This is a genomic window from Sporosarcina sp. NCCP-2331, from assembly GCF_023707945.1.
GTDB lineage: Bacteria > Bacillota > Bacilli > Bacillales_A > Planococcaceae > Sporosarcina > Sporosarcina cascadiensis.
Map to the genome: position 1 here is coordinate 129,831 of NZ_BRCD01000004.1, position 25,617 is coordinate 155,447.

Consider the following 25,617-nt stretch of genomic DNA (forward strand, 5'->3'; position numbering starts at 1 on the left):
GCTTTCACTTCCGTTCTAAGCCGAACGACGTCAGAATTTCATTTTGCCTTCCGAACATTTCACGTTCTTCTTCCTCATCCAAATGGTCGTATCCAAGTAAGTGAAGGAAACCATGCAGTGCCAAAAAACCAAGTTCCCGCTCGAATGTGTGATTATATTCTTCCGCCTGGCGCTGAGCCGTTTCAATTGAAATAATAATGTCGCCGAGTACAACCGGCATATCCTGCTCGTGTACGATGGCAACTTCACCTTCAGATAATTCTTCTAACGCGAATGAAATGACGTCGGTCGGTTGGTCTTTGCCCCTGAATTCCGCATTGACTGACTGAATTGCATGATCGTCCATAAAAGTGATCGACAATTCATACAAGCCATTCATCTCTTCCATTTTCGCCGCGTGATTCAATAAATCGGTAATTAATTCTTCTGACTGTTTTCCGACTGTCTCGGTATCATCTTGAAAATAAAAGTCTATCATATTCTCTTGCTCCTCCATTAATCCGGATATTCGATTCTATTGTGGAAAATACCGTTCATCGTTTCGCAAATTACTCGTTTTACTTGTTTGATTTCTTTCATTGATAAGTCACATTCATCGAATTGATCATCTTCCACTTTGCTCCGCACGATTGCTTCGACCAATGAGGCGATTTTTTCAGGCGTCGGCTCTTTCATTGAGCGTACTGCCGCTTCCACGCTGTCTGCAATCATGATAACAGCAATTTCCTTAGTCTGTGGTTTCGGACCTGGATATCTGAAATCCTCTTCCTTAACTTCTGTATTCATTTCTTTCGCTTTAACATAGAAGAACTTCAGTAAGCTGGTGCCGTGATGCTGTCTTGCAATCGCAACCAGTTCGGCAGGCATATGATGTTTCTCCAAAATACCCGCCCCGTCTTCTGCATGAGCTATTATCATATCACGACTTTTCTCAGGCGGCAGGGAATCATGCAGATTTTGACCGGCATGCTGGTTTTCAATAAAGAAGCCTGGATGAATTGATTTGCCGATATCATGGTAATAGCTTCCGACACGTGCCAGCAGCCCGTTTGCTCCAATGGCTTCACACGCTGCATCTGCTAAGTTTGCCACCATGATGCTGTGATGATACGTCCCCGGTGTTTCCACTAAGATCTTCTTCAGCAAAGGATGGTTCGGATTGGACAGTTCGACCAGGCGCATATTGGAAAGCAATTGAAAGACCGTTTCAAAAAACGGCAGCAAACCAATTGTCAATGCGCCGGAAAGAATCCCCGACGTGACAGCTGCCGCTGCGTAGAACGTCAGCTCAGGCAGTGTATAGCTGGTCTGCGTCATTAGCAGATAAAAAATAATAAATAACAGGTTTGACGCTGATACTGCAAGACTCGCCTGCAGGATCGTCGACCGTCTGCCTGTCTCGCTGATTACGTAAATACTGACAATCCCGCCGAACAAAATATACAATGCCACTTCCATCTGCATAATGGCCGCGAGACCTTCCTGAAGCATGATTCCTGCAGTGGCTGCTGTTAATATGGCCGATAAGACGGCAGTGCGTTCATTGATCAGCAGTTTAATAAGCATCGGTGCGAGTGCAGTCGGAAATAAAAAAGCGATCTGCACATCAAATTCATGATCGATATAACTGATCATTTTCATTAATAATATGACCGAAAAAAAGATTACATAAAACATTAGCAAGGCTTTCTTTTTAAACTGTGTTTCCTTTTTTGATTTAGAAAAATGGATTCCAATTAACGCTGAAATGAAAAGCACAAATATACTGATGCCAAGCAACGGTTTGATAGAAGACTGATTCGTCAGCACTCCCGCCAGTTTCAGTTGCTGATAGATATCCCGGTCAATCAATTGTCCTTCACGTACAATGACTTGTCCCTGCAGAATACGGATCGGTTCCACTGATTCACGCGCATCCGCTTTGTTTTTCTCCGTCAATTCATCATCGATAACCTCGGTTTCGACCATTGCCGCCCTTCCCAGTGACAGGGCTACATCCAACAGTCCTGACGACGCGGTGCTTGTCTGACGAAGCTGCCGTTCCACTTCATAGCGATGTGTCGGCACTGCTTCCTGTTTAAACGGTTTGGACAATTCTTTGCCTATGATCTGCAGCAATTGCTGATGCAAAGCATCAAGTTCGGATTGCTCTGACGACACCAGCTGTTTTAATTGCTCATCAGATAAACGCAGTAGGGATTCTTCGTTCTCCATTCCGTCAAGTTTTTCTCTGAGCAGTTTCAGTTTCATGCCGGTCGTCATGTCCGGTTCTTTTTTCGCTTCTACTTTCACGTCGCTGACCGCAGTGAAAATAGAGCTGACCAGAGCCTGTCTATTTTTCATGATATCTTCTGAAAAACGGTAGGATTCAGCAACAGCCTGCTCGGCTCTGACCCGTTCCAGTTCCGTCTTCTCTGTATCCTCAATCGTTTTAGGCGAGCGTATCGTTTTTGGTGAGATTTCATAAGCCGAAATTTCATACGTCTCATTCTGACTGTTGCCGTACATCATGAAAAATAAGAGAATGCTGGACAGCGAAACTACCAGAAGCAGCAAAAAAGAAAATTTCACTTTTTTCAGCTGCAAAAGCAATTGCTTAACATTACCCAAGTAGACTGCCTCCCTTCAATAACTTTTGCCGATTGCTTATGTATTCATTTAATTACTTCATCCATTATGACTTTTTTCACATTACGCTTGAACCCTTACAGCTATGTTAGCCATTATACCTCATTAGAGGGTTATACTGCATGTATTTCCTCATTGTCGGAAGTGATGTTTAAGCTCTCCGCCATATTGTTCCTCACACAAAAGCCCGAAAACCTTAAAGCAAAGGTTCTCGGGCTATTTATAATTTATGATTTTGATGATTGTTCTTTCTCATATGCATCGATGATTTTAGCTACAATCGGATGCCGTACAACGTCACCCTGCTCCAGGTAGATAAATTGGATATCCTGAACTTTCTTGAGGATGTGCTCAGCTACAATGATGCCTGACTCTGCTCCGCGCGGAAGATCAATCTGGGTTTTATCACCCGTTATGACCATCTTAGATCCAAAGCCCAGCCGTGTTAAAAACATTTTCATCTGTGCCTTGGTAGTATTTTGCGCTTCATCCAAAATAACAAATGCATCGTCCAGTGTTCTGCCGCGCATATAGGCTAATGGCGCGATCTCGATGACCCCCCGTTCGATAAGACGCTCTGTATGTTCTGCACCTAATATGTCATGAAGCGCATCATACAGCGGACGTAAATACGGATCTACCTTTTCTTTCAGGTCTCCTGGGAGGAAACCGAGGCTTTCTCCCGCTTCTACAGCCGGACGTGTCAGGATAATTCGTTTTACTGAGCCTGATTTCATCGCCTGAACAGCCATGACAACAGCTAAATATGTTTTTCCTGTTCCCGCAGGCCCGATACAGAATACCAGATCTCTGGAACGAATCGCGGATACGTACTCCCGCTGGCCTATCGTTTTCGCGCGGATGACTTTGCCTTTTGTGTTGCGCGCGATTTCTTCGTCGTAAAGAGAAGAGAAATACTCGATTGTACCGTTTTTCGCCATTTCAATCGCAGTGGCAACATCCCGTAAATTAATATTGATTCCTTTGCGGATGACTTTCAGTAATTGCTCGAGCAATGCCTTGGCCGCTATACCTTGTTCTTCTTCTCCGCTGATCGTGATCGTCTCGCCTCTCGTACGGATCGAAATATTCAATTCTTCCTCGATCAAATTCATGTTCTGATCAGAAATGCCAAGAAGCATGATCGCTTCATTTGGTTCTTCAATATGCAGTTGAATGGTTTGTTCGCTCAATATATTCAGTCTCCTTGAGTTATCGGTTGTTTTTCAGCAATATTTTCATTAATTAAAAACAATAGAACTCCTTTAACTTTATCATTAGTGAACGATACATGTAAAATGTTTTCCTCTTTAATCAGCAGTTCGTTTTGTTTCTTCGATAACAGGTCATATTTCAGCAGCGGAAGAATAACCGTCTCTTCCATCCCCTTTTTCAAGCGTACAGTATGAACGGGATCTTTCCGTGTTTTGATTACATCGACCGGACTTCTGAAATGATAGGTCCCGCTTTTGCTTTCAAACCATGGAACTCTCCATTTTACGTTTAGCTGTTCTTCTCCAAGCGAGGAAAAGCTGACTGTGCGCGGCAGCTCAAAATGTACCTCCAGCCAATAATCTGCGAATACCTCGCCGGCTGCTCCGACTACAGTTGTTTTTTCTCCTTGTTCCAGGATACCTGTCGCCAGAAGGTCTCCTTTTTTCACTGTCTGATGAATAATACTCGCACGTTCGCCACGGGTCAAAGCAAAATTGGTGATGACGCCTCCTGTTCTAGCCACTAAATGAGAAGGCTTTTCTTTCACATCTTCTTTCACATCCGTCGACATAGGTGCCAGCATCGGTGTGACCTGTAAAGAAGTTCCCGCCCGCTTAAATCGGATCCAGGACAGAGCAGGCTCATCCTGCATCAGCATTCGCCGCATTTCATCTTCTTCAGGCAGTCGGGACAGTAAGGAAGGCACCGCGATATGCGCTTGAGTCATTTTTTTCTCCAGCCGCTCAGCCAGTTCGGGTACTTCGCTGTCTACTTGAACATTCCATAAAAACATGGATGCCAAAAGGGGCAGCAGACAGCCGATCAGAAAAAGAAATGAAGAGAACAAACGAAAATGAAGCGAATCACTTCCTTTACGGGAGATTTTCACTTTTACTCTGTACTTTTTTCTGAAACGCCGAATCGTCTGAATGCCTTTACTGTCCGTTTCAAAATACACGGACTTTCCCGCGACATATAAATTTTTTATCTTAACATGCTCAGCTTGCATCTTTCCAAGAAATGAAGATGTTCCGCCGGCAGCACTCAGCTGGACTTCAAAACGTTTAGTAGCCATAAGCCGATTCCTCGCGAGGCTGATAGCGGATTGATAAATCTTTCAGCTCAGAAATGGAGATATGGGCATGCTGTTCAGTCAGCGCGAGCACAGTTATCTCCTCAGCCTGAACAGTTAAAGAAAAATCATCAGTTTGAAAGGAAACGGCTTGTTCGCTCAGTGCTTTCAATTGATAAGAGCCCGTAATCCGTAACGTGTGGAACTCATCTAATATGACAGATGGATGAAGTGCGAATAATTTTTTCACGAAAAAACCCCCTGTCTCACTCTATGAAAGTGACAGGGGGTACATGCTTATCGTTTTGATTTTGGCGGACCTAAAATTTCAGAATAAACAATCCCTTGCAAAACTTGCTGACGGGTAGTCGGAATCAAGTCTTCCTGCAAAATGCGGTCATTTGACTGAAACGCTTCCTGCTGATCTGAACTGAATCTACCTCTAGCGTTGGACTGACGCTCTGAACGCGGCGTAGAAACAGCCTTTACAGCCCGTTCCTGACGCTTCTTCTCCAAGGCAGGTTCCGGGTAGAAGATTTCTGTTTGAGGCGCCTGGGATTTTACAGGGGCTTCTTCTGGCTGTATTTCTTGCTGAAGCTCTTTAAATTCCTTTTGAATATCTTCAAACAGGTTTCTTGAAAGATCTTTCAGCGAACGTGATTTGTTTACAGGCGCTGCATTTGAGCGCTGCGGTTCTCTCGAGTCTCGCTGAACTGTCTGTGTATAAGTCGGTTTTTGTACTGGCGGCTGTTTTTTCGGTTCGGGTTTTTCTTTCTTTTTGCCGAACAGGGAGCCCAGCGCCAGCATGATGACCAAAATGATGAGCTGTTCCATTATGCATCCCCTTCCCGGGAATTCATTGTTTTACTGTTAATCAGTCTTTTTTGTGCTGCTCGGGACCTTGCTGGTCGCCGCCTACTTTACTGATGGAATCACGCATACCTGTATCGGCCTGAATATTTTTATAGTTCATATAATCCATAATTCCGATATTTCCTGTACGTAGCGCTTCTGCCATTGCTAGAGGCACTTCAGATTCTGCGCCCACCACTTTCGCGCGCATCTCCTGAGTCTTCGCCTTCATTTCCTGCTCGCTGGCAACAGCCATCGCACGGCGTTCTTCCGCTTTGGCCTGGGCAATGTTCTTATCTGCCATTGCTTGCTCAGTCTGAAGTTCCGCACCGATGTTTTTACCGATATCCACATCGGCAATATCAATCGACAGAATTTCGAAAGCGGTACCTGAATCCAATCCTTTTTTCAGGACAGTTTGAGAAATCATATCCGGGTTTTCCAATACTTTCGCATGGCTGACAGAAGAACCGATCGTCGATACAATACCTTCACCGACACGGGCTACCACTGTTTCTTCCCCTGCACCACCGACGAGACGGTCAATGTTTGCACGTACTGTAATTCGGGCTTTCGCTTTTACTTCGATACCGTTCATCGCAACACCTGCGATAAATGGCGTTTCAATAACTTTCGGGTTAACAGACATTTGAACTGCTTCCAGTACGTCACGTCCCGCCAAGTCAATCGCCTGAGCTCTTTCGAATGTCAAATCAATGTTCGCGCGCTGTGCTGCAATCAGTGCATTGACAACGCGGTCCACGTTACCACCCGCTAAGTAGTGGCTTTCCAGCTGGTTGATCGATACCGTCAGACCTGCTTTATGTGCTTTAATCAGCGGATTAACCACTCTGCTCGGGATTACCCGACGTAAACGCATCCCGACCAGTGTAAAGATACTTACTCGTACTCCTGCCGCCATAGCGGAAATCCACAGCGTTACTGGAACGAATGTAAAGAATATTGCCAGTACGATGATGATAATAAAGACTGCTGCTACCAGTCCGATTGTTCCTAGTCCCATCATAAGCCTTGTTCCTCCTCTTTCTTCTTCTCTCTTACAACGATTCTAAAGCCTTCCACCGCCACGATCACTACTTCTGTATCTCGATCAATATAACGCCCCTCTGACACTACATCAATCCGTTCGCCGTCTAATTCAGCAACTCCGGAAGGATATAGCGGAGTCAGCGTGACCGCAACTTTATTCAGTAAGTCCGTGCGGTTTTCATTGGATACGTAACCGCTTTCCGTATCCATCGTATCCATTAAGATGATTTTATTCAACAGATGAAGTTTTTTTCCGAAGAATTTCATTATAACCACCGCTCCTATACTTGCTACGGCTATCGCAATCAGCACCGAGATTGCCATGAATGCCAAATTGGTGCCTGCAAGCAAAATACTTCCTATGATAGCCAGGACTCCGAAGACACCCGCTATCCCTCCTGCAATGAAAAACTCGGCGATGATGAGTCCGACGCCCAATAGGAATAGGATCAGTGTCTCATATCCCGCGAGCCCTGCTACTGTATGTCCGTAGAAAAATGAAAACAGAGCAATGAGCCCCATACTTCCCGGCACACCGAAACCTGGCGAATAAAGTTCCACTATCAATCCAAGACTGGCGATTGATAGTAAAATCGGAACGACTACCGGATTGGTAATGAAGCGGGCAGCTTTCTCTGAGAACGTTTCCGCTGTAGAGATCACTGTTGCATCTTCCAAGCCCAATTTCGCAAGCAACTCATCAAACGTCGCAACCGTTCCTTCACTATAACCTACTTCTTCTGCTTCCGAAGCGGTAAGTGTTAAAAGTTCACCTTTTGGTGCCCGCAAGTCCGGCAAATGAATGTCTGGATTTGCCATAGCCAATGCATATTGCTCATCGCGGCCCTCTTTGTGCAGAGCGGCATTTTTCATTTGAGCCAGCCAATAGCTGTTGGTTTTTGCTTCTGCTGCGTTTCCGGAGCCGTCGATTACTTGCGCTGCACCCATTGATCCGTTCGGCGTCATATAGATTTGATCTGCATAGAGTGCAAGGAACGCACCCGCCGACAAGGCACGGTTATTAATGAACGCAACGATCTCTGCATCCGTTGATTTCATCAACTTGGCAATCTGGTCAGCTGCATCCACGAAGCCCCCGGGTGTGTCTATATCTAATACAATCGTGTCAGCACCTGCATCAGCTGCTTCTTTGAATGAGCGCTGAAGAAATGCATGGAGACCTTTTTCTACTTCTTGATGAAGAGGCACATGATATACTTTTGTTTCAGCTGCTGCTGTATGCATAAAAGGCAACGCGATTGTCCCGATGAATAAAATGAGCAGAAAAACTGACCTAATCATTTTAGTCATTGTTTTCTCACCTCTCTCTACTGCCTATTATACTTACTATTTACGTTTGAAAAAGCATTTGGTTTCATTTCTTGAAAAGAATTTTAAAAAAATGAAGTTTTCTCATAAAACTTTGTATTAAAGCAGGTGTTTGATAAAATTCAGCACGGCGGCCGGGCATTTGCAGAACGAACTTTGAGTTAAAGCAAAAAAATGCAACACAATAAAATAAACCGAAAATCCTTTATGGATCTTCGGTTTATCTGATATTGCAATAATTGTTAGTCTCAAAATTCAATGTAGGCAGAAATTAGAATTTGCGCTTACGTGCCGCTTCTGATTTCTTTTTACGTTTTACACTTGGCTTTTCATAGAACTCGCGCTTTCTTACCTCTTGTATTGTACCACTTTTAGATACAGTACGTTTGAAGCGGCGAAGAGCGTCTTCAAGTGATTCATTTTTGCGAACGACTGTCTTAGTCATATCTCTTGTCCCTCCCTCCGAGCACACTTCATACATAGCTGTTTGCCATGTACTAGCAAATTATAACGTAAAAAATGCTGCCGGTCAATAAAAAACTATTAGAATATTAATAAGAATTTTTGGGCCGTTGCGGTGTTAAAGGTAAAGTCAGAAAGGCGTCTTTATTTTAAGCTCTTCGACGCCGGTCGAAGCTGAACGGCAAACTACACCGCATCGCAGCTTTGCCTTATGCCTGCCGCCTCTGAACAGCCGCTTCCGCTTTTGATTTCATCTAGCTGCAAGCGCCAGCCTCTTGGGTCACTTCAGGTAGGCTGTAAAGGCGCAAAGGGCGCACCTTTTCAGCTTACCCTCCAGTGCCTGTCGAGGCTGAACGGCGCTTTCCGCTTTTGATCTCATCCAGCTGCAAGCGCCAGCCTCTCGGGTCACTTCAGGTAGGCTGTAAAGGCGCAAAGGGCGCACCTTTTCAGCTTACCCTCCAGTGCCGGTCGAGGCTGAACGGCGCTTTCCGCTTTTGATTAATAATCAGAAGTTGACTCGAGACCCTTTATGATAGCAACACCTGAACTTGCTCCGATACGCGTTGCACCGGCTTCGATCATCTTATTGACGTCTTCAAGGCTGCGGACGCCTCCTGATGCCTTGACGCCGATCTCCGGGCCTACAACTGCACGCATTAACTTGACGTCTTCAGGAGTTGCGCCGCCGGTTGAGAAACCAGTCGATGTTTTTACAAAATCAGCACCTGCCAGTACCGCCAATTCACTGGCAGTCCGTTTTTGCATATCATCGAGCAAAGATGTTTCTAAAATGACTTTAACCAACGCTTTGCCTTTGGCCGCCCGGACGACTCCTTCTATATCCTTCTGCACATTATCAAGCAATCCGCTATGCAGCGCGCCGATATTCAGTACCATATCCACTTCATTCGCTCCGTTGGCAATTGCATCTTCTGTTTCAAAGACTTTTGTTTCTGTTGTGCTTGCGCCCAGCGGGAAACCGATGACCGTGCAGACCTTTACTTCGGTTCCCTGCAGTGCTTCGGCTGCTGTGTGAACCCAATGCGGATTAATACAAACAGAGGCAAATGAATATTTCTTTGCTTCTTCACACAATTCCAGAACTTGCTGTTTTGTTGCCTCTGCCTTTAGCAATGTATGATCAATATAAGCGGCATATTTATTCGTCAATGAAAGCGCTCCTTTTTCTATATCATTTCTTTCAGTATAGCAAAGCTTGAAATTGCTTGCACGAAAAAGACCGCCAAGTCCGGCGGCCTCTTCTTATATCGTGATTTTTTGGTCTTCAATGATTCGCACAGGCTGTCCTTCATTGTAAGGATACCCGGCTTTAGAAATTTTCACGCGCACAATTTGTCCAACCATCGTTTCATCGGCAGGCAGAACGACTTTTAGATAGTTATCAGTGTAGCCCTCATATAAACCAGAGACCTGATCCAGTTTATAGCGCTCTTCCGGAATAACTTCCAATACTTCGCCTTCAAATTGTGCTGCATAATCTTTAGCCAGCTGATCATTCAGTGTGATCAGACGGTGCACACGTTCATTCTTGATGCTTTCATCAATTTGATCTTCCATTCGAGCAGCAGGAGTTCCCGTCCTCATGGAATACGGAAAAACGTGAAGTTCAGAAAACTTGTGGTCGCGAATAAAATTATACGTTTCCATAAATTCTTCTTCTGTTTCACCCGGGAAACCGACAATTACGTCAGATGTAATCGCCAATTGAGGCAGAGCTTCATTCAGACGCATAAGACGCTCAGAGAAGAATTCCATCGTATACTTGCGGCGCATCCTCTTCAGTACAGTATTGGAACCTGATTGAATCGGGATATGCAAGTGACGAACCACAATCTTCGAGTCGCGCAGTACGTCGATGACTTCATCTGTTAATTGGCTTGCTTCAATTGAACTGATCCGCAGACGTTTAAGCCCTGTAACTTGTTCTTCCAGATCACGCAGCAGACGGGCAAGATTGTAATCCTTCAAATCTTCTCCATAACCGCCTGTATGAATCCCTGTCAGAACGATCTCCAGATAGCCCGCATCCACAAGCTGCTGTGCCTGATGGATGACTTCCTGAGGATCACGTGAACGCATTAACCCGCGCGCCCAAGGAATGATGCAAAAAGTACAGAAGTTATTGCAGCCTTCCTGTATTTTCAGAGAAGCGCGAGTACGGTCCGTAAATGAAGGCACATCAAGCTCTTCATAAACGCGGTTCTTCATAATATTCCGCACTGCATTGATCGGCTGCCGCTCTTCGCGGTACTGCTCAATCAACCCTAAAAGTTTTGTGCGGTCTTGTGTACCGACAACGATATCCACACCGGGAATCGCCATGATTTCAGCAGGTGATGTCTGCGCATAGCATCCTGTGACGCAAATGACCGCGTCGGGATTCTTACGGATCGCGCGGCGGATCACCTGCCGGCTCTTTTTATCACCTGTATTGGTTACGGTGCAGGTGTTGATTACATATACGTCTGAACTCTTTTCAAAGTTCACGCGCACGTAACCGGCTTCCTGGAACAACTGCCAGATCGCCTCTGTTTCGTAATGGTTCACCTTGCAGCCTAATGTATGAAAAGCAACCGATGACATAAGCTGCTCACCTCTTTCATTCAAATTCATAAGACATAGCGGACAATAAGTATAAGGGCGCCGTTTCCGTACGCAGTATTCTGGGTCCCAGCGATACTGGAAGAAACCCTGCATCCTGCAGCATTTCAACTTCTTCCCTCGCCAATCCGCCTTCCGGTCCGAAAACAACTAATATCGATTGTTTATGATACACGTTTTTCAGCCGGTCTGCAATCTTATGAGGGATATCGCTCTTCGCATCTTCTTCGTCTGCGAACAGTTTGACGTCAAAGTCTGCAGCTGTTTCGATCAATTGTTTCAGATTGAGGACCGGAGAAATCTCCGGTATGTAATTGCGATGGCACTGCTCGGCTGCTTCTTTTGCGATTCTTTGCAGACGATCGATCTTTTTACCGCTTTTTGAAGCATCCCATTTAACAATAGAACGGCCGGCAGCGAAAGGAATCAGAGCAGTCATTCCGAGCTCTGTTCCTTTTTGAGTGATCAGATCCAGCTTATCGCCTTTAGGCAGCCCGCACGCGAGCGTAACTTGAACAGGCATTTCAGTATCCTTTCCAAGCTCACTCCGCTTTTCGACGACTACCTGGTCATCTGTTATTTCTTTAATGACCGCCACAGCTGCGGATCCATTGTAAACCGTAATGATTTCATCACCAGTAGTCATTCGCATCACCTTGACGATATGCTTGAAGTCTTCTCCGGCTATAGAGAGTGTACTTTGCGCGTCAAAAGCATGTTCTGTAAAATATCGCTGCACACTTATTCACGCCCTTTGCGCGCAATGATGGCCACCCAGTCTTCCATGAGCACCGACTCCACAATTTCGAAGCCTTTGGTCAGTAAATCCTCCCGCACTTCATCACGCTTTTGTCCAATAATGCCGGACGTAATAAATAAGCCTCCCGGTTTGACCAGGTCAAATGCATCTTTAGAAAACGACATGATCACGTCAGCCAGTATATTCGCAATGATTACATCCGGTGGTTCTTCTATTGCTTCCAATAAATTACCTTTCAGAACAGTGATGCGGTCATCCACATGGTTATACGCAACATTTTCCTGCGCCGCCCGGACTGCCACTTCATCTAAATCAAGTGCAGTAATTTGACTGGCGCCGAGCAGTGCTGCTCCAATTGCGAGCACACCGGACCCTGTACCGACATCGACAATCGTCTGCCCGGGCTCTAAATACTTCTCCAGCGCTTGGAGGCACAGAACGGTTGTCGGATGGGTACCCGTGCCGAAAGCCATTCCGGGATCCAATTCGATGATCAGTTCATCCGTCTCGACAGGCGTATACTCTTCCCAAGTCGGCACAATGGTGAACCGCTTTGAAATTTTCACCGGATGATAATACTGTTTCCAGGAATTTGCCCAGTCTTCTTCGTCGACTTCTGTTATTCCAATCGTGAATGCTCCGGGATCCAATGAAAATTGACGGAGTCCTTCAATTTCCAACTCCAGCTCCTGCACCGTTTCATTAATGAAACTGTTGACAGGCAAATACGCTTTAATAACGACTCCTTCATTCGGAAAATCTGAACGATTCAGAGCATACATCTCTCCGAACTGATTGACACGTTCTTTATCGGGTTCGTTGGAGTCTTCTATGATGACGCCGCTTGCTCCTGCTTCGTGCAGGATGTTCGCTACTGCCTCAGTTGCTTCGTGGGTAGTGTGGACGGAAACTTCTGACCATTTCACAGTTTCTTCAATCCTTTCATTCGCCTTTGAAAGTACGTTTGATTTTGTCAAAGAATGAACTGGAGTATTCATCAGGGGTTTCTCCTTCAATAGAAGCAAACTCTCGCAGCAATTCTTTTTGTTTTTCGGTCATTTTCTTCGGTGTAACCACTTTGACAATCACGTGCTGATCCCCGATTCCGTGGCCGTGAACATTTGGGACTCCTTTACCGCGCAGACGGAAATTCGTGCCATTTTGTGTGCCTGCAGGAATTTTCAGCTTCACTTTTCCGTGAACAGTCGGAACTTCTAATTCATCTCCGAGAGAAGCCTGCGGGAATGTCAATGAAAGCTCAAGGATAATGTCGTCTTCTTCACGAATAAACTTCTTATGAGGACGTACATTAAAGACAATATATAAGTCACCCGGAGGTCCTCCGTTAATTCCGGCTTCGCCCTGACCGCCGACACGCAGACGCTGTCCCTGATCGACTCCGGCAGGGATGGATACTTCAATTATTTTCTTCTTATTTACGCGGCCTTTACCGTGACAAGTCTCACATTTTTCAGGAATAATCTTTCCAGTTCCCTGACATGTCGGACATGTTCTTCGGTTAACAACTTGACCGAATGGTGTATTCTGCGCAACAGAAATTTCACCGGAACCATTACATTCTGTACAAGTCTTTACACTCGTACCTTTTTTAGCACCTGTTCCGTCACATGTGTCACAGACTTCTTCACGCGGAATCTCGATTTCCGTCTTTTTGCCGAAGATCGCATCCATGAAATCCACCGTCATTGTATATTGCAGGTCGTTTCCTTTTTGAGGAGCATTCGGATCGCGTCTTCTGGCACTGCCGCCGAAAAATGTACTGAATATATCTTCGAAGCCGAAACCTTCAGCACCGCCGCCGCCAAATCCGCCAAACCCTTGATTCGGACTTTCATGGCCGAACTGGTCGTAGTTTGCACGTTTATTTTCGTCGCTCAGCACTTCAAATGCTTCTGTGACTTCTTTAAACTTCACTTCAGCATCCGACTCTTTATTTAAGTCCGGATGGTACTTCTTGGAAAGTGATCGATATGCTTTGCGTATTTCTTCTTTTGTGGCTGATTTAGACACACCCAGCACATCATAGTAATCTCGTTTACTCATTCATTTGCACCCCTTATCGCATTTTACCTGTGGCCCATTGTACCACGTGGAAAATGAATTGTGTTAACAAACGAAAAAGTCAAAGCCGGAATTTCGGACTTTGACTTTTCCGTCAACATCTAGTTTTGTTTAATTATTATTTATTGTCTTTGTCGTCTACTTCTTCAAAGTCCGCGTCGACTACATCGTCGTCTGCAGGACCCGGCTCTGCGCCTTCAGCTGCCTGTGCTTCTGCTGCAGCCTGCTCGTATAATTTAACAGAAAGTGCCTGAACCAATCCGTCCAGTTTTTCTTTCTTTGTACGGATTTCTTCAAGATCTCCAGATTCATTGGCAGCTTTTAGCTCATCCAATGCATCCTGTGCTTCTTTAATTTCCGCTTCGTCCACTTTGCCTTCCAGATCTTTCAAAGTTTTTTCAGCCATGAATACTAACTGATCCGCTTCGTTGCGCAACTCTGCTTCTTCTTTACGCTTCTTGTCGTCTTCAGCATGTGCTTCTGCATCTTTAACCATTTGATCAATCTCATCGTCAGAAAGGCCTGATGAAGACTGGATTGTAATGTTCTGTTCTTTTTGAGTTCCAAGATCCTTCGCTTTAACATTTACAATACCATTTTTATCGATGTCAAAAGTTACTTCAATTTGTGGAACGCCGCGCGGTGCCGGTGGAATATCAGTCAATTGGAAACGGCCGAGCGTTTTATTGTCTGTTGCCATCGGACGCTCCCCTTGCAATACATGGATATCCACTGCCGGCTGATTATCCGCTGCTGTCGAGAATACCTGTGACTTACTAGTCGGAATCGTTGTGTTCCGGTCAATCAGTTTTGTGAAGACAGACCCCATCGTCTCAATTCCCAATGAAAGTGGTGTTACGTCAAGTAATACTACGTCTTTTACGTCACCAGTCAGGATTGAACCTTGAACCGCCGCACCCATTGCGACTACTTCATCAGGGTTAACGCCTTTAAACGGCTCTTTGCCTGTTGCTTTTTTAATCGCTTCCTGTACAGCAGGGATACGTGTTGATCCTCCGACAAGAATTACACGGTCGATTTCAGATGGAGATAGTTCTGCATCTTTTAACGCCTGGCGTGTAGGAACCATTGAACGTTCTACTAAACCAGCTGTTAATTCATCGAATTTACCGCGTGTTAATGTGATTTCCAAGTGAAGCGGACCTGCATCTCCTGCAGTGATGAACGGCAGTGAAATCTGTGTTGATGTAACTCCTGATAAGTCTTTTTTCGCTTTTTCAGCTGCATCTTTCAAGCGCTGCATCGCCATTTTATCTTTGGAAAGATCGATGGCATTTTCTTTACGGAATTCCTGCACTAGATAGTCAATGATGATATCATCAAAGTCATCTCCGCCCAGTTTATTGTCTCCTGCTGTAGAACGCACTTGGAAGACACCGTCGCCTAATTCAAGAATCGATACGTCAAATGTACCGCCGCCGAGGTCGTAAACCAGAATTGTCTGGTCTTCGTCTGTCTTATCCATACCGTAAGCAAGCGCTGCCGCCGTCGGCTCATTGATAATACGCTCAACTTCCAGTCCGGCAATTGTTCCGGCATCTTTTGTTGCCTGACGCTGTGCATCGTTAAAGTAAGCTGGTACAGTAATGACTGCCTTTGTTACTTTTTCTCCAAGATAGTCTTCTGCATACCCCTTCATATATTGAAGAATCATTGCAGAAACTTCCTGAGGCGTATATTCTTTTCCGTCTGCTTCTACTTTGAAGTCAGAACCCATATGTCTTTTAACAGACATGATGGTGTGAGGATTTGTAATGGACTGGCGCTTTGCCACTTCCCCTACTTGACGCTCCCCGTTTTTAAATGCAACGACAGAAGGTGTTGTCCGGTTGCCTTCAGGGTTTGGAATAACTTTCGCTTCTCCGCCTTCATATACTGCTACTACTGAGTTTGTTGTACCTAAGTCAATACCGATAATTTTACTCATGTGTGATTTTCCTCCTAATTTTCATCAATAAATGTTATTTACTCGTTTACTTTAACCATGGAAGGCCGTAAAACACGTTCTTTCAGCTTATACCCTTTTTGAAGTTCTTCCAAAACAATTCCAGACTCTTTATCTTCATCGCTGCCTGTCATTACAGCCTGGTGGAAGTTTGGATCAAACTCCTGATCCTTCGCTTCGATCTCTTCTAAACCTTCTGCCTTCAGTGCTTCCACTAATGAACGGTATACCATGTCCATCCCCGTGAGGAGCGATTGACTTTCCGCTTCCTTTGCTTCAACAGAAAGTGCGCGTTCGAAGTTGTCCAGGACCGGAAGAATATGCACCATCACATTTTGTGCCCGATAGGTCTGCAGTGCTTGGTAATCGAGTGAAGCCCGTCTCTTTACATTTTCCATATCCGCCAGCACACGTAATTTCTTGCTCTCTTCTTCTTCAAGGGCTTTTGTCAGTTCATCTATTTTTGCTGTAAGGATTTCTGTTTCACTGAGCTCTTCAGCAGGTTCATTCTGCTGTTCAGTCGTTTCTTCCAAAGCCTGCTCGTCTTCAGAACTGTTTTCATCCTGAGCGTTTGGCTGGAGTTCGTCTTTTTCAGTCACGTGTCTTGCCTCCTGTCTGCGTCTTGTCCGATCGTCAGCCGATGAAGCGCAGAAGATAAGTCGCTGCTCAGTATGTCGAGCAAAGTGATGACTCTTCCGTAATCCATTCGTTTCGGACCGATGATTGCAATGGAACCTTCCATATTCTCACCTGCCGAATATGTCGAAGTAATTACACTGTAATCTTCCATATCAATTACCTTGTTCTCAGAACCGATGCGAACGTGAATCCCCTGGTCGTTCTTTTGAAACAGGGACATAGCTGGATTGCCTTTTTCCATCAGTTCAAAGAATGACTTCATTTTCTGGAAGTCATGAAATTCGGGCTGCTTCCACATATTCAGCTTGCCGCCAAAATAAAGACGTTCTTCAGGCTCGACCGCAACTGCTTGCTGAAGCGAGCTGAATAACTTCTCGGCCTGGTTAATATGCTGCTGAAATACATGCTTTGCTTCCTGCATCAGCTTTTGTTGAAGCTGTACAAGAGAGGTGCCGATCAGGCGTTCATTTAAAATATTGACTGTCTTTTCAATTTCAGAAGCAGACAGTCCTTCCGGAACATCGAAAATTCGATTTTCCACATGACCGTTGTCCGTTACGATAATCGCAACAGCTTTCTTCTGATCCAACGGAACAATTGAGAATTTCTTTACAGCATGCGTCGAGGTATCCGGTCCGAGCAAGATAGAAGTATAATTCGTCAGCTCGGATAAGATCGTTGCTGAATTTCGAATCAATTCTTCTGATTCCCCCACTTTATCTTGGAATAAAGTACGCAGTTGCAAGCTGTCTTCCAAATTCAAGGTTTGCGGCTGTAATAAATGATCTACAAAAAACCGATAGCCTTTTTCAGATGGAATTCTTCCAGATGATGTGTGAGTCTTTTCTAAATAACCCATATCCTCCAGATCTGCCATGTCATTCCGAATAGTAGCTGAACTGAATGGCGCTTCCGGTTTCTTTGACAGCTGTCTGGAACCAACAGGCTGAGCAGACTCGATAAAATCTTTCACCGTCAATTGTAGTATGAGTAATTGTCTGTTTGTCAACATGATCATCACTCCTGTTAGCACTCATTAACTTCGAGTGCTAATACTACTCATAATTTATCAAATTATAATTTGCCTGTCAACGAATCAAACTTCGTCTTCGAGCAAAAATTGTTCGAAGACATTATTTCCTTGAAAAATCCCGTTTCTCGTCAGGCAAAGATGGTCATCTTTCACTTGCAGCAAGCCCTGCTTCTGCATTTTTTCAATCGGGCGGCCAAATACTTCTTCGATGGGCTTATTGAATTTTTCTTTAAAATGAGGAATCGAAACCCCTTGAATTTTCCGCAGACCCAAGAACATTTCTTCTTCCATGGATTCTTTCCAAGTCACTTCATGAGCCTCTTTAATCGGCAGTTCATCTAATGCCAGACGTTCTATATAATGTTTCAGCGGACCGACATTTGCATATCGCTGTGTTCCTAAGTATCCGTGAGCTCCTGCTCCGATTCCGGCATATTGAGAGTTTTCCCAATAGATCAGGTTATGAAACGAAGGATAGCCCGGAATCGCAAAATTACTGATTTCGTACTGTAGCCGGTTCGCTTCATTCATACGATCCATAACCATCGCGAACATTTCCGCTTCGGCATCTTCTCCCGGTAGCGGCAATTTGCCTTTTGTCATCCGGTTATAAAATACTGTTTTCGGCTCCACTATTAATGAGTATGCCGAATAATGCGGCAAATCGAGTGCCAGAGCACGATCCAGTGTTTCTTCCCATTCTTTAACGGTTTGCGTCGGTAAGCCATACATTAGATCGAGGCTGATGTTTTCAAATCCGACAGCACGCGCTGAAGAAATGACACGCTCAATATCGTCGGCAGAATGCGTTCTCCCTATTTGCTGCAGCAGTCTTTCATTAAAGGACTGCACACCAATAGACAGCCGGTTGACGCCTTTTTCTTTTAAGATAGCCAGTTGACCTTCAGATAGATCGTCAGGATTGGCTTCTGATGTGAATTCGCGCAACGACTCTACATCAACGAATTGTGCAATGATCGTCAGTAATCGGTCCAGCTGCTTGACATTTAGTGCAGTTGGTGTGCCGCCGCCCAGAAAAACGGTTTCCACCTGTTCAAAAGAATGCCCTGCTTTCTGCATAAGTCGGAACTCGTCACCGATTGATTCAATATATTGATCGACAGGCTGGTTCTTCAGAAATACTTTGTTGAAATCACAGTAATGGCAGATTTGCTGACAAAATGGGATATGAATATACACACCGCGCATGCTTGTAACTCCTTTTATTTAAGTATGTAAACAGCAAAAAGAGGGCGTTTTTTTGCCCTCTCATGCAACTATTTGTTAATCTTCATCCATCTTCAGAACGGCCATGAACGCCTCTTGAAGAAATGACATATCAAAACGTATCATACAGTAACGCGCTTTAATGTACAAACGTTTTGACTATGCGGTTTTATAAGTGTTGTTTTTAATCTGACAGCACGTATAATATTTTACGATATCTAGGTGTATTTGCTTCGCTCGGTGGCAACACGGCGGCACATTTATAATATAGGAAGACAGTCAGAATCTACTGGCTGTCTTTTTTTATTCACCACAATAACCAATTCTCGAATCGTGGTTTACTTCTGGGGACAGGCGTCTGATCCCCTTCACGTTCGACAAGCCAATTATAGAACGGTACCTTCTTCACTTTACGACTATTCTCTTCTGCAGCTACTTTCTGTTGCTTGTCCATCCGTTCTTTCGCCTTCTCATATGCACCGCCAAACACAGCGCGTAATGTACTGGACACGGTCAGCACTCCACTATTAATATCCCGCACAATATTCAGCAGCACATCTTTGGCACGTACAAAGCTTTTCAGGTCATTCACCTCTGATGCCAGCACTACCTTATGCAGCTGATCTTTTATCTCATCAGGCAACGGTAGAGAGTGGAATAGATCATACAAATTAATTTGCCACTCATTCATGAACGCCTTTTTGTTTTCAGCTTGCAAAGCCAATTGCTCACCAACGCTTATAATATTATTTGCTTGTTTAGAACTTAAAAGATTAAAAGAATCTAGTGATTGATTTTCAGATTGTGGAGGTTCAACCGCGTCGTTACTAGTTTGAACGTCTGTCTCTCGTTGGGACAATTCCGATGGGACATTAGGAAGTATACGGTAGATACTAGCCCCTTTTATGCCGTTTAATTTCGTCCCAGGTACTTTTTCGATGATGCCTAGATCGACTAGTTTTTTAACAGAGCGATAAACTGTCTTCGTGCTGATCTCCAGTGCTTCTGCAATAGTGGAAGCTTTAAGATGGGACGCACCTGGGTACAATAGTGAACGAGAAGCGATAGAGAAAACGATGGCGCGCTCACTATCTGTTAAGTCGTAGTAGTGTGCAGCAATATGGTCTTCCACATTCTTGTCCATGTCTGATACAGATTCAAATGTTGCATACTGTGCTAAATATTCAAATGCCATCGTTATCACCTCGCTTTTTATCAACATATCAATATGTCGTTATATACATATTAATATCTATATATCGATATGTCAATATTTATTTCAAAAATAGCGATATGATGATATAATTAGTAATAATATGAAATATAAGAGGAGGGAGATAAATTGGAGATACAATTTAAGTTAAAGGAAGTATTAAACCAACGCGGGATGTCTCAAAAGGATCTAGCAGAAAAGACAGGCTTACGAGCAAATGCGATAAGCGAGATGGTCAATAACCAACGAACTACTATTAATAGAGAACATGCTGCTATCGTAGCGAATATGTTAGAAATAACCGATATGAACGTCCTTTTCACACTTCATGACAAATAAAAGGAGATGAGAACAGTGGAAAATAAAAGAATTGATTTAGAAAATAGCTTCAGTGTAGAGATAGGTAGAATCAAAAATATTATTACTGGCTTAGAGAATGGTTATATTCAAGAACTTACTAACTCTTCATATCACGGAGCATTATCTACGAATGTTGGTAATTTGAAGAAAGAGCTAAATGAGTTATTCGATAAGATTCAATATGGAAAAGAATCAGATTCGGATAAAATGAGCGATTTATTTTAATAGACAAATAAAAAAGCGACTCCGTCCACTAATGGATAGAGTCGTTTTTTTAGCCAGACCTTCAGAAAACCGATTGGAGTATACCAAACTGGTGATATTATCATAAAGAAACTCCGAGTGTATAACGTCAGGTCAGACACCACTCGGAGACAACCGGCCGGAATATACCGACTGATGTAATTGTATTATAACTGTCTGACAATTACAATACTTATTTATTCTGTTTATGCATTTTAATAAGTGTACCTGCCATCAATCCGGCAAAGTCTCCCGGCTCAATCTTGCCGTCTTCTAAATCCTTGATCCACGCCTTACTATATCCGGCATCTACCGCAGCTTGTATGACAATCTCACGTTGTGCTTTACTGGTTATCATCGTCTCCCACAATGCACGGGCAGATGGGCTAGAAAATTTCAATTCGTCATCATCCTCCTTTGCTTTATCGACTGCAGCTACTGTCTTGCCTGCATACTCGTCCAATACGAACTGTTTAAACTGCTGCCAAGTAATACCCTTACGTCCACTACGTAAGTTTTCCGGGCAATTTTTACCTGACCAATGATTATGCTGCACTACTCTACCGATCGGGATGTTATGCAAGAGCATGAGTTGAGCGGTAACAGACGCGGCATTTTTAACAGCTGTGGTAAAATCGCCGTCACTATTTACACAAATCTCTATTCCAATGGATCTGGGATTGCCTGACGTTTGAGGATACGAAGCGCCGGCATGCCAGCAGACAGACGTATCTAAAAACGAGCGAATAGCCTGTTTGTCATCCACAGTTATGTGCCAAGACGCCTGCCGACTATTACCGTTTGCTTGCAGATTCGCATGAGCATTTGCATCAGCGCCCTTTGCTGTATTGCCTGTCTCGTGGATGGTAATGTACTGCATGCTGTTTTTACCCGCGCTGATGACTTTGGTTGCGATGTTATTGGGGACTAGATTATTTTTAATCGCGGTCATCATTTACCCTCCTTACTCTCGCCATCCTGATTATCCATCAACTCAAACAATCCGGTAGCCGCTAATCCAGCCAATCCACCGGCCCATAACCGCAATACAATATCTAAATCTGTAAACGGCGCTGCTACCACGCCAACAAAAAGGCCCACCGCAAATGCGATGAGCGAGACTAGATTATTTTTAATGTTGACTGTTTTTTTGACCAACTGGACTAGTGCCAAAATAATTGGTGCCAGTACCGTTGCAAAGATTAATACCTCTGTCATATCATTATCCTCCATTATTTCAATATTTGAAGCAAGCCTGCAATACCAGCTAAAACTCCACCAGAGCCTGCAACTGCACCCACAATGCCCAGCACAATCTTTTCGCGAGTGGAAAAACGTTTTAGCGTGATTCTTTCATCTCTGTGGATGACATCCCGCTGCGTTTCTAATCTTGCATTATCCGCAGCAAAATAATGGTCAACGAACTTGTTTAGGATTCCTCGCGTTTCCTGTCCGTCTTTCATCACTGTCAATTCTAAATTGGTCTGCGATGATTTTATTTCCTGCACTTGATTGGCGATAGTTTCTACTTGCGTATTGAAATCTATCTGCGCTTTCTCGACCTTTTCTAATCGCGGTAGAATGTCATGGTGTATCAATTCGTCATGTCTTTCGAGCATAGTCTGCTCCTCCTCTGATCCTGGCATATCTCACCCCACCACACTTTTCTCTTTTTGGATATAAAAAAGAGCATCCATTGTGGACGCTCCATTGATTACTGTACAGGCTCTACTACGTCTGCCGGCGCTACTAATAAAATAGCATGCTTACTAATAACCAAATCCCCTACAGCTACTACTTGGGCTTCCCGGTCATTGATCGCCTTAGCAAAAGCCGCCCCATTGTATTCCGCTGCATTCGCTGTAAATGTAATCCCATTGTTTAGATAAATTTTAATTTGCATAATAAATCCTCCTAATTAATTGTATTTAGATAGTCTCGTATATTGTTAAACTCACTTGCGTTTATAGTTGCCCCTGCGCTCACCGCATACGGCACTGCGCCCATGCTGGATATAGCCAACCTTGCTTGGTTGTATTGATTGGCTGTAATTGTGCTGCTCATGGAGGCATATGAGTAGGTTCCGGCACTTAACTTTTTATAAGCTCGGAAATCATCAATTCTGTTCAAAAAGCGATTCCATTCAGACGCCATGATATTTAGCGTACCGCCTGATGACTTGGCGCTATCCCATTGCCAATTGGCAGGCCTTCTTTTAATTTCGGGAATTGTGATGTTAAGTGATGTTCGGGATGATCCATTTCCTGCAGTATTGCGCGGTACAACGATAACGTAGTAAGTCCAACCAATAGTCAGTCCGCTGAAAGTAACAGAATTCCCCAGTGTCGAAGTATCTGTTACATATGTTCCATTACTGCGATAAATGGTAACCAGATAATCGTCTGCATCAAAAGCGTAACCCCAAGATACATAGAGCACGCCATCTGTGGATGTAGAAGGTGTCAGTGTTACAGCTCCTGGCTGTCCGGGCGGGCTTCGAAATGTTGGCATCGTGAAACTTCGAGAAGACTGGGGACCGTCCATTTCTCCTGCCCGCTTTCCCCACACAATAGCGTCATAGCTCCCGCCTTGTATTAAGTTTGATACGATGTAGGATGTGTAAGGTGTCGAGTAACTGCCGACAGGGATATACCCATCTTTCCAGAGATGCAGCTCATAAGATGTTGCGTTTTCTGCACTTGCCCAAGAAAGCGATACTTGTCCAGGAATTTGTGTATTGGGGTTCGCTGTAAACCAATATATGTCGCCAACAGTATGATCAATCGGACATTCCAAAGTTTGAAAAGATCCACTGCCGGTTGCTGTACTGCCACCCTTAGATTCGATTTGCCATTGAACATCATAGCGCCTGCCACACGATAGGCCCGGTACCGTCCAAGTTTCTGAGTTTTGAGAGACATATGACTTAGCAAGGTTTGGAGATGCATATCCATTGCACTGGATATAGACAGTTTTATACGTAGTCGATAGATTTAAGTCCATAACATACAGTCCGGCTGTGTCATACCCTCGGTTAATGACTGCTAAATACGCCACTTACTCACCCCCATACAGCTGTTGGCCGATTGCTGCCCCAGTTTATCGAGTTGATAGACGCGAAGCTTACCGAAGTACCTGTAAATACAGCATTTTCTATACCTACACCAGAAACGGCAGTAAGCGACATGCTCCATCCGTCCGAACTTATTGCCACGCCATCCGCTAACGTCATGCGCTTAGTGCCTGTCAGATAGCGTCCGAGCCGGATATTATTTCCGACAAATAAATCTTGTGAGATGTTGATATTTCCGGATGTTATTGTACCTAAATTGCCGCTAATATCCGACAGCACATTTACAGCCCCTACCAGATTAATTTTTGAAGCCTGTATATCAATCGTGGTAGACGTTTGGTTAATAAGGGACGTTATGGTATTGCCGTTATAGTCCGACTGACTGACTTTCTGACTAATTTGCGCGTTCGCTGCATCTAAATTGAATTCTACGCTATTGACACGACTACCTAAACTATCAACTGTGGAAGACTCTGCTTTCAAATTAATTCGGTCAGATAACTGTGTAATGGACGAGTTAGCCGTATCAATACGGCCATCCACTCGGGTTACCTCGCTGCTAACCTCCGAACGTATTTGTCCAGCTGTTTGAGTAATGCTAGATTGCAATCCGGATTTTACGTCCGCAACCTCCGAACGTATCTGTGAGGCTGTAATACTGATGGATGAACGCAAATCACTTTCCAAATCAGCAACTTCCATTCTGATTTCGCGGGCAGTTAATTCTATTTTTGCATAAGCTTTTAATATTTCACCGGCGAATTCTTCCACGGCCAACGTGATCCGGTCATTCGTCTGCTCGATTCTTGATCTAGTTTGTCGGGCATTTTCATCAATCTGGATGTTAGTAGATGCCAGGATATCAGACAATGTTTTACGCTTTGCATTCCCGATCGTAATAGATTCTGTGACGAATTTATCTTTTCGCCATACAGATTTCTTTGCAAGTATGCGAGTTTGAAACTCAATATTCATCGGCTCATAGATTAACCAGATCCGCTCGCCAATTTCCTTATCTAATAATTCCGCTACATCTAAATCAAAGATAACTTCTGGATAGTCTGTGAGTTCTCTGACGAGCCTTTCTGACATTAAATCAGCAGTTGCATACTCTTCGTCATAAATTGGTTCGGCGTCGATAATGCCATATTTCCGTGCAGCGTCTGATGTATAAGTAACCTCTACACCATCGCCGCCGTACCCTTTAATACGGGTGCGCAGATTAGTAGTATCGACTGACTTGGACAGAGCCTTTACATTGTGGCCATAACGATACTGCACGTCATTGTCCGGACCAACTTGTTTGGCGAATTGTATTTTCTTGCCGGGCAAGATACGATACTCACATTCATAAACTCCGCACAAAATATTGACCAATTTAATCACATTATCATTTCCGAAATTCGCGATAAACGCCATACCCGAAACTCCTTGGATATCCACAGTCCAGCCAGTGCCGGAAAATACAAAGTTCGCAAAGTCGTTGAATGATCGAGTGCCGCCGAATATTTCATGTTTCCATGTCCCTGCTACATCAAAAAACGTGTGGATGGCTACGGCTTCTTTCCGTCCTTTGTTTTCCTTCAGCTGCTTAATTCGGTAATCATGGTCTTCCACACTGATAATTGATTCTTCTTCAATCAACGCATGCCCCGGATTATTATCATGAAAAAAAGAAGTAAGCGCGAGCGTAAATGCCCCGTTTACTTCTTCGTTGATTTCGACTCGTTGGATATGGTTCAGCGGTTCAGTGTTACCGTTTAGGTCTGTGACGTAAAGCATATATCATCA

27 protein-coding genes are annotated in these 25,617 nt (G+C 44.2%); 2 read left to right on the top strand and 25 right to left on the bottom strand.

Annotated elements, in window-relative coordinates:
* Positions 1-4: 4 nt before the first annotated feature.
* The 19 genes from ybeY to NCCP2331_RS04025 form a co-directional block, all read right to left on the bottom strand.
* Positions 5-478: an rRNA maturation RNase YbeY gene (gene ybeY / locus NCCP2331_RS03935; protein WP_153722302.1), complete on the bottom strand. Its 474-nt coding sequence runs from the start codon at positions 476-478 to the stop codon at positions 5-7.
* Positions 479-495: 17 nt separating this feature from the next.
* The gene (locus NCCP2331_RS03940; protein WP_228551079.1) at positions 496-2,610 is read right to left on the bottom strand and encodes an HD family phosphohydrolase; all 2,115 of its coding nucleotides are present in this window, start codon (positions 2,608-2,610) and stop codon (positions 496-498) included.
* Positions 2,611-2,855: 245 nt separating this feature from the next.
* Positions 2,856-3,821 carry a PhoH family protein gene (locus NCCP2331_RS03945; RefSeq protein ID WP_194841129.1) on the bottom strand — a complete coding sequence of 322 codons (966 nt, stop codon included), beginning with the start codon at positions 3,819-3,821 and terminating at the stop codon, positions 2,856-2,858.
* Positions 3,822-3,826: 5 nt separating this feature from the next.
* Entirely contained in the window at positions 3,827-4,918 is a 1,092-nt protein-coding gene (locus tag NCCP2331_RS03950; protein ID WP_251668669.1) for a sporulation protein YqfD, read from the bottom strand.
* The gene (locus NCCP2331_RS03955; protein ID WP_153722300.1) at positions 4,908-5,165 is read right to left on the bottom strand and encodes a hypothetical protein; all 258 of its coding nucleotides are present in this window, start codon (positions 5,163-5,165) and stop codon (positions 4,908-4,910) included. Before NCCP2331_RS03955 ends, NCCP2331_RS03950 begins: the two co-directional genes overlap by 11 nt.
* Positions 5,166-5,212: 47 nt before the next feature.
* Positions 5,213-5,749 carry a hypothetical protein gene (locus NCCP2331_RS03960; RefSeq protein ID WP_153722299.1) on the bottom strand — a complete coding sequence of 179 codons (537 nt, stop codon included), beginning with the start codon at positions 5,747-5,749 and terminating at the stop codon, positions 5,213-5,215.
* Between the two features lie 40 nt (positions 5,750-5,789).
* Positions 5,790-6,791 carry a flotillin-like protein FloA gene (floA, locus tag NCCP2331_RS03965; RefSeq protein ID WP_153722433.1) on the bottom strand — a complete coding sequence of 334 codons (1,002 nt, stop codon included), beginning with the start codon at positions 6,789-6,791 and terminating at the stop codon, positions 5,790-5,792.
* Positions 6,791-8,128, bottom strand: coding sequence for an NfeD family protein (locus tag NCCP2331_RS03970; protein WP_153722298.1), 1,338 nt, complete (start codon positions 8,126-8,128; stop codon positions 6,791-6,793). Before NCCP2331_RS03970 ends, floA begins: the two co-directional genes overlap by 1 nt.
* 289 nt (positions 8,129-8,417) lie before the next feature.
* Positions 8,418-8,591 (bottom strand): 30S ribosomal protein S21, encoded by a 174-nt coding sequence (rpsU, locus tag NCCP2331_RS03975; protein ID WP_009496905.1) that lies wholly within the window; start codon positions 8,589-8,591, stop codon positions 8,418-8,420.
* Positions 8,592-9,106: 515 nt separating this feature from the next.
* Positions 9,107-9,778: a deoxyribose-phosphate aldolase gene (gene deoC, locus NCCP2331_RS03980; RefSeq protein WP_251668670.1), complete on the bottom strand. Its 672-nt coding sequence runs from the start codon at positions 9,776-9,778 to the stop codon at positions 9,107-9,109.
* A 93-nt stretch (positions 9,779-9,871) separates the two neighbouring features.
* The gene (mtaB, locus tag NCCP2331_RS03985) at positions 9,872-11,212 is read right to left on the bottom strand and encodes a tRNA (N(6)-L-threonylcarbamoyladenosine(37)-C(2))-methylthiotransferase MtaB (RefSeq protein ID WP_251668672.1); all 1,341 of its coding nucleotides are present in this window, start codon (positions 11,210-11,212) and stop codon (positions 9,872-9,874) included.
* A gap of 16 nt (positions 11,213-11,228) precedes the next feature.
* Positions 11,229-11,969, bottom strand: coding sequence for a 16S rRNA (uracil(1498)-N(3))-methyltransferase (locus NCCP2331_RS03990; RefSeq protein ID WP_251668674.1), 741 nt, complete (start codon positions 11,967-11,969; stop codon positions 11,229-11,231).
* 2 nt (positions 11,970-11,971) lie between these two features.
* The gene (gene prmA / locus NCCP2331_RS03995; protein ID WP_251668714.1) at positions 11,972-12,916 is read right to left on the bottom strand and encodes a 50S ribosomal protein L11 methyltransferase; all 945 of its coding nucleotides are present in this window, start codon (positions 12,914-12,916) and stop codon (positions 11,972-11,974) included.
* A 16-nt stretch (positions 12,917-12,932) separates the two neighbouring features.
* A complete protein-coding gene (gene dnaJ, locus NCCP2331_RS04000; RefSeq protein WP_251668677.1) occupies positions 12,933-14,054 on the bottom strand; it encodes a molecular chaperone DnaJ in 1,122 nt (373 codons plus the stop codon).
* Positions 14,055-14,190: 136 nt separating this feature from the next.
* A complete protein-coding gene (gene dnaK, locus NCCP2331_RS04005) occupies positions 14,191-16,020 on the bottom strand; it encodes a molecular chaperone DnaK (RefSeq protein ID WP_251668679.1) in 1,830 nt (609 codons plus the stop codon).
* A gap of 38 nt (positions 16,021-16,058) precedes the next feature.
* Positions 16,059-16,637 carry a nucleotide exchange factor GrpE gene (gene grpE / locus NCCP2331_RS04010; RefSeq protein WP_153722291.1) on the bottom strand — a complete coding sequence of 193 codons (579 nt, stop codon included), beginning with the start codon at positions 16,635-16,637 and terminating at the stop codon, positions 16,059-16,061.
* Positions 16,634-17,689 carry a heat-inducible transcriptional repressor HrcA gene (hrcA, locus tag NCCP2331_RS04015; RefSeq protein ID WP_153722290.1) on the bottom strand — a complete coding sequence of 352 codons (1,056 nt, stop codon included), beginning with the start codon at positions 17,687-17,689 and terminating at the stop codon, positions 16,634-16,636. Before hrcA ends, grpE begins: the two co-directional genes overlap by 4 nt.
* Positions 17,690-17,773: 84 nt before the next feature.
* A complete protein-coding gene (hemW, locus tag NCCP2331_RS04020; RefSeq protein WP_153722289.1) occupies positions 17,774-18,919 on the bottom strand; it encodes a radical SAM family heme chaperone HemW in 1,146 nt (381 codons plus the stop codon).
* Positions 18,920-19,244: 325 nt separating this feature from the next.
* Positions 19,245-20,132, bottom strand: a complete 888-nt coding sequence (locus tag NCCP2331_RS04025; protein ID WP_251668680.1) for a helix-turn-helix domain-containing protein — start codon at positions 20,130-20,132, stop codon at positions 19,245-19,247.
* Positions 20,133-20,279: 147 nt separating this feature from the next.
* Between NCCP2331_RS04025 and NCCP2331_RS04030 the strand changes: the two genes are divergently transcribed.
* Both NCCP2331_RS04030 and NCCP2331_RS04035 read left to right on the top strand, forming a co-directional pair.
* Positions 20,280-20,489, top strand: a complete 210-nt coding sequence (locus tag NCCP2331_RS04030) for a helix-turn-helix domain-containing protein (protein ID WP_251668682.1) — start codon at positions 20,280-20,282, stop codon at positions 20,487-20,489.
* Between the two features lie 15 nt (positions 20,490-20,504).
* On the top strand, positions 20,505-20,735 hold the full coding sequence (locus NCCP2331_RS04035) for a hypothetical protein (protein ID WP_251668684.1): 231 nt from the start codon (positions 20,505-20,507) through the stop codon (positions 20,733-20,735).
* A 211-nt stretch (positions 20,736-20,946) separates the two neighbouring features.
* Here NCCP2331_RS04035 and NCCP2331_RS04040 read toward each other — a convergent pair whose 3' ends face one another.
* The 6 genes from NCCP2331_RS04040 to NCCP2331_RS04065 all read right to left on the bottom strand — a co-directional run bounded on the left by NCCP2331_RS04040 (position 20,947) and on the right by NCCP2331_RS04065 (position 25,608).
* Complete coding sequence (locus NCCP2331_RS04040) at positions 20,947-21,705, bottom strand: peptidoglycan recognition protein family protein (RefSeq protein WP_251668685.1); 759 nt, start codon at positions 21,703-21,705, stop codon at positions 20,947-20,949.
* Positions 21,705-21,971, bottom strand: coding sequence for a holin (locus tag NCCP2331_RS04045; RefSeq protein ID WP_251668687.1), 267 nt, complete (start codon positions 21,969-21,971; stop codon positions 21,705-21,707). Before NCCP2331_RS04045 ends, NCCP2331_RS04040 begins: the two co-directional genes overlap by 1 nt.
* Positions 21,972-21,985: 14 nt before the next feature.
* Positions 21,986-22,372 carry a hypothetical protein gene (locus NCCP2331_RS04050; RefSeq protein ID WP_251668689.1) on the bottom strand — a complete coding sequence of 129 codons (387 nt, stop codon included), beginning with the start codon at positions 22,370-22,372 and terminating at the stop codon, positions 21,986-21,988.
* 95 nt (positions 22,373-22,467) lie between these two features.
* Entirely contained in the window at positions 22,468-22,656 is a 189-nt protein-coding gene (locus NCCP2331_RS04055) for a hypothetical protein (RefSeq protein WP_251668690.1), read from the bottom strand.
* A gap of 11 nt (positions 22,657-22,667) precedes the next feature.
* Positions 22,668-23,810: a fibronectin type III domain-containing protein gene (locus NCCP2331_RS04060; RefSeq protein WP_251668692.1), complete on the bottom strand. Its 1,143-nt coding sequence runs from the start codon at positions 23,808-23,810 to the stop codon at positions 22,668-22,670.
* Positions 23,811-23,814: 4 nt separating this feature from the next.
* Complete coding sequence (locus NCCP2331_RS04065) at positions 23,815-25,608, bottom strand: phage tail spike protein (protein WP_251668694.1); 1,794 nt, start codon at positions 25,606-25,608, stop codon at positions 23,815-23,817.
* Between the last annotated feature and the right edge of the window lie 9 nt (positions 25,609-25,617).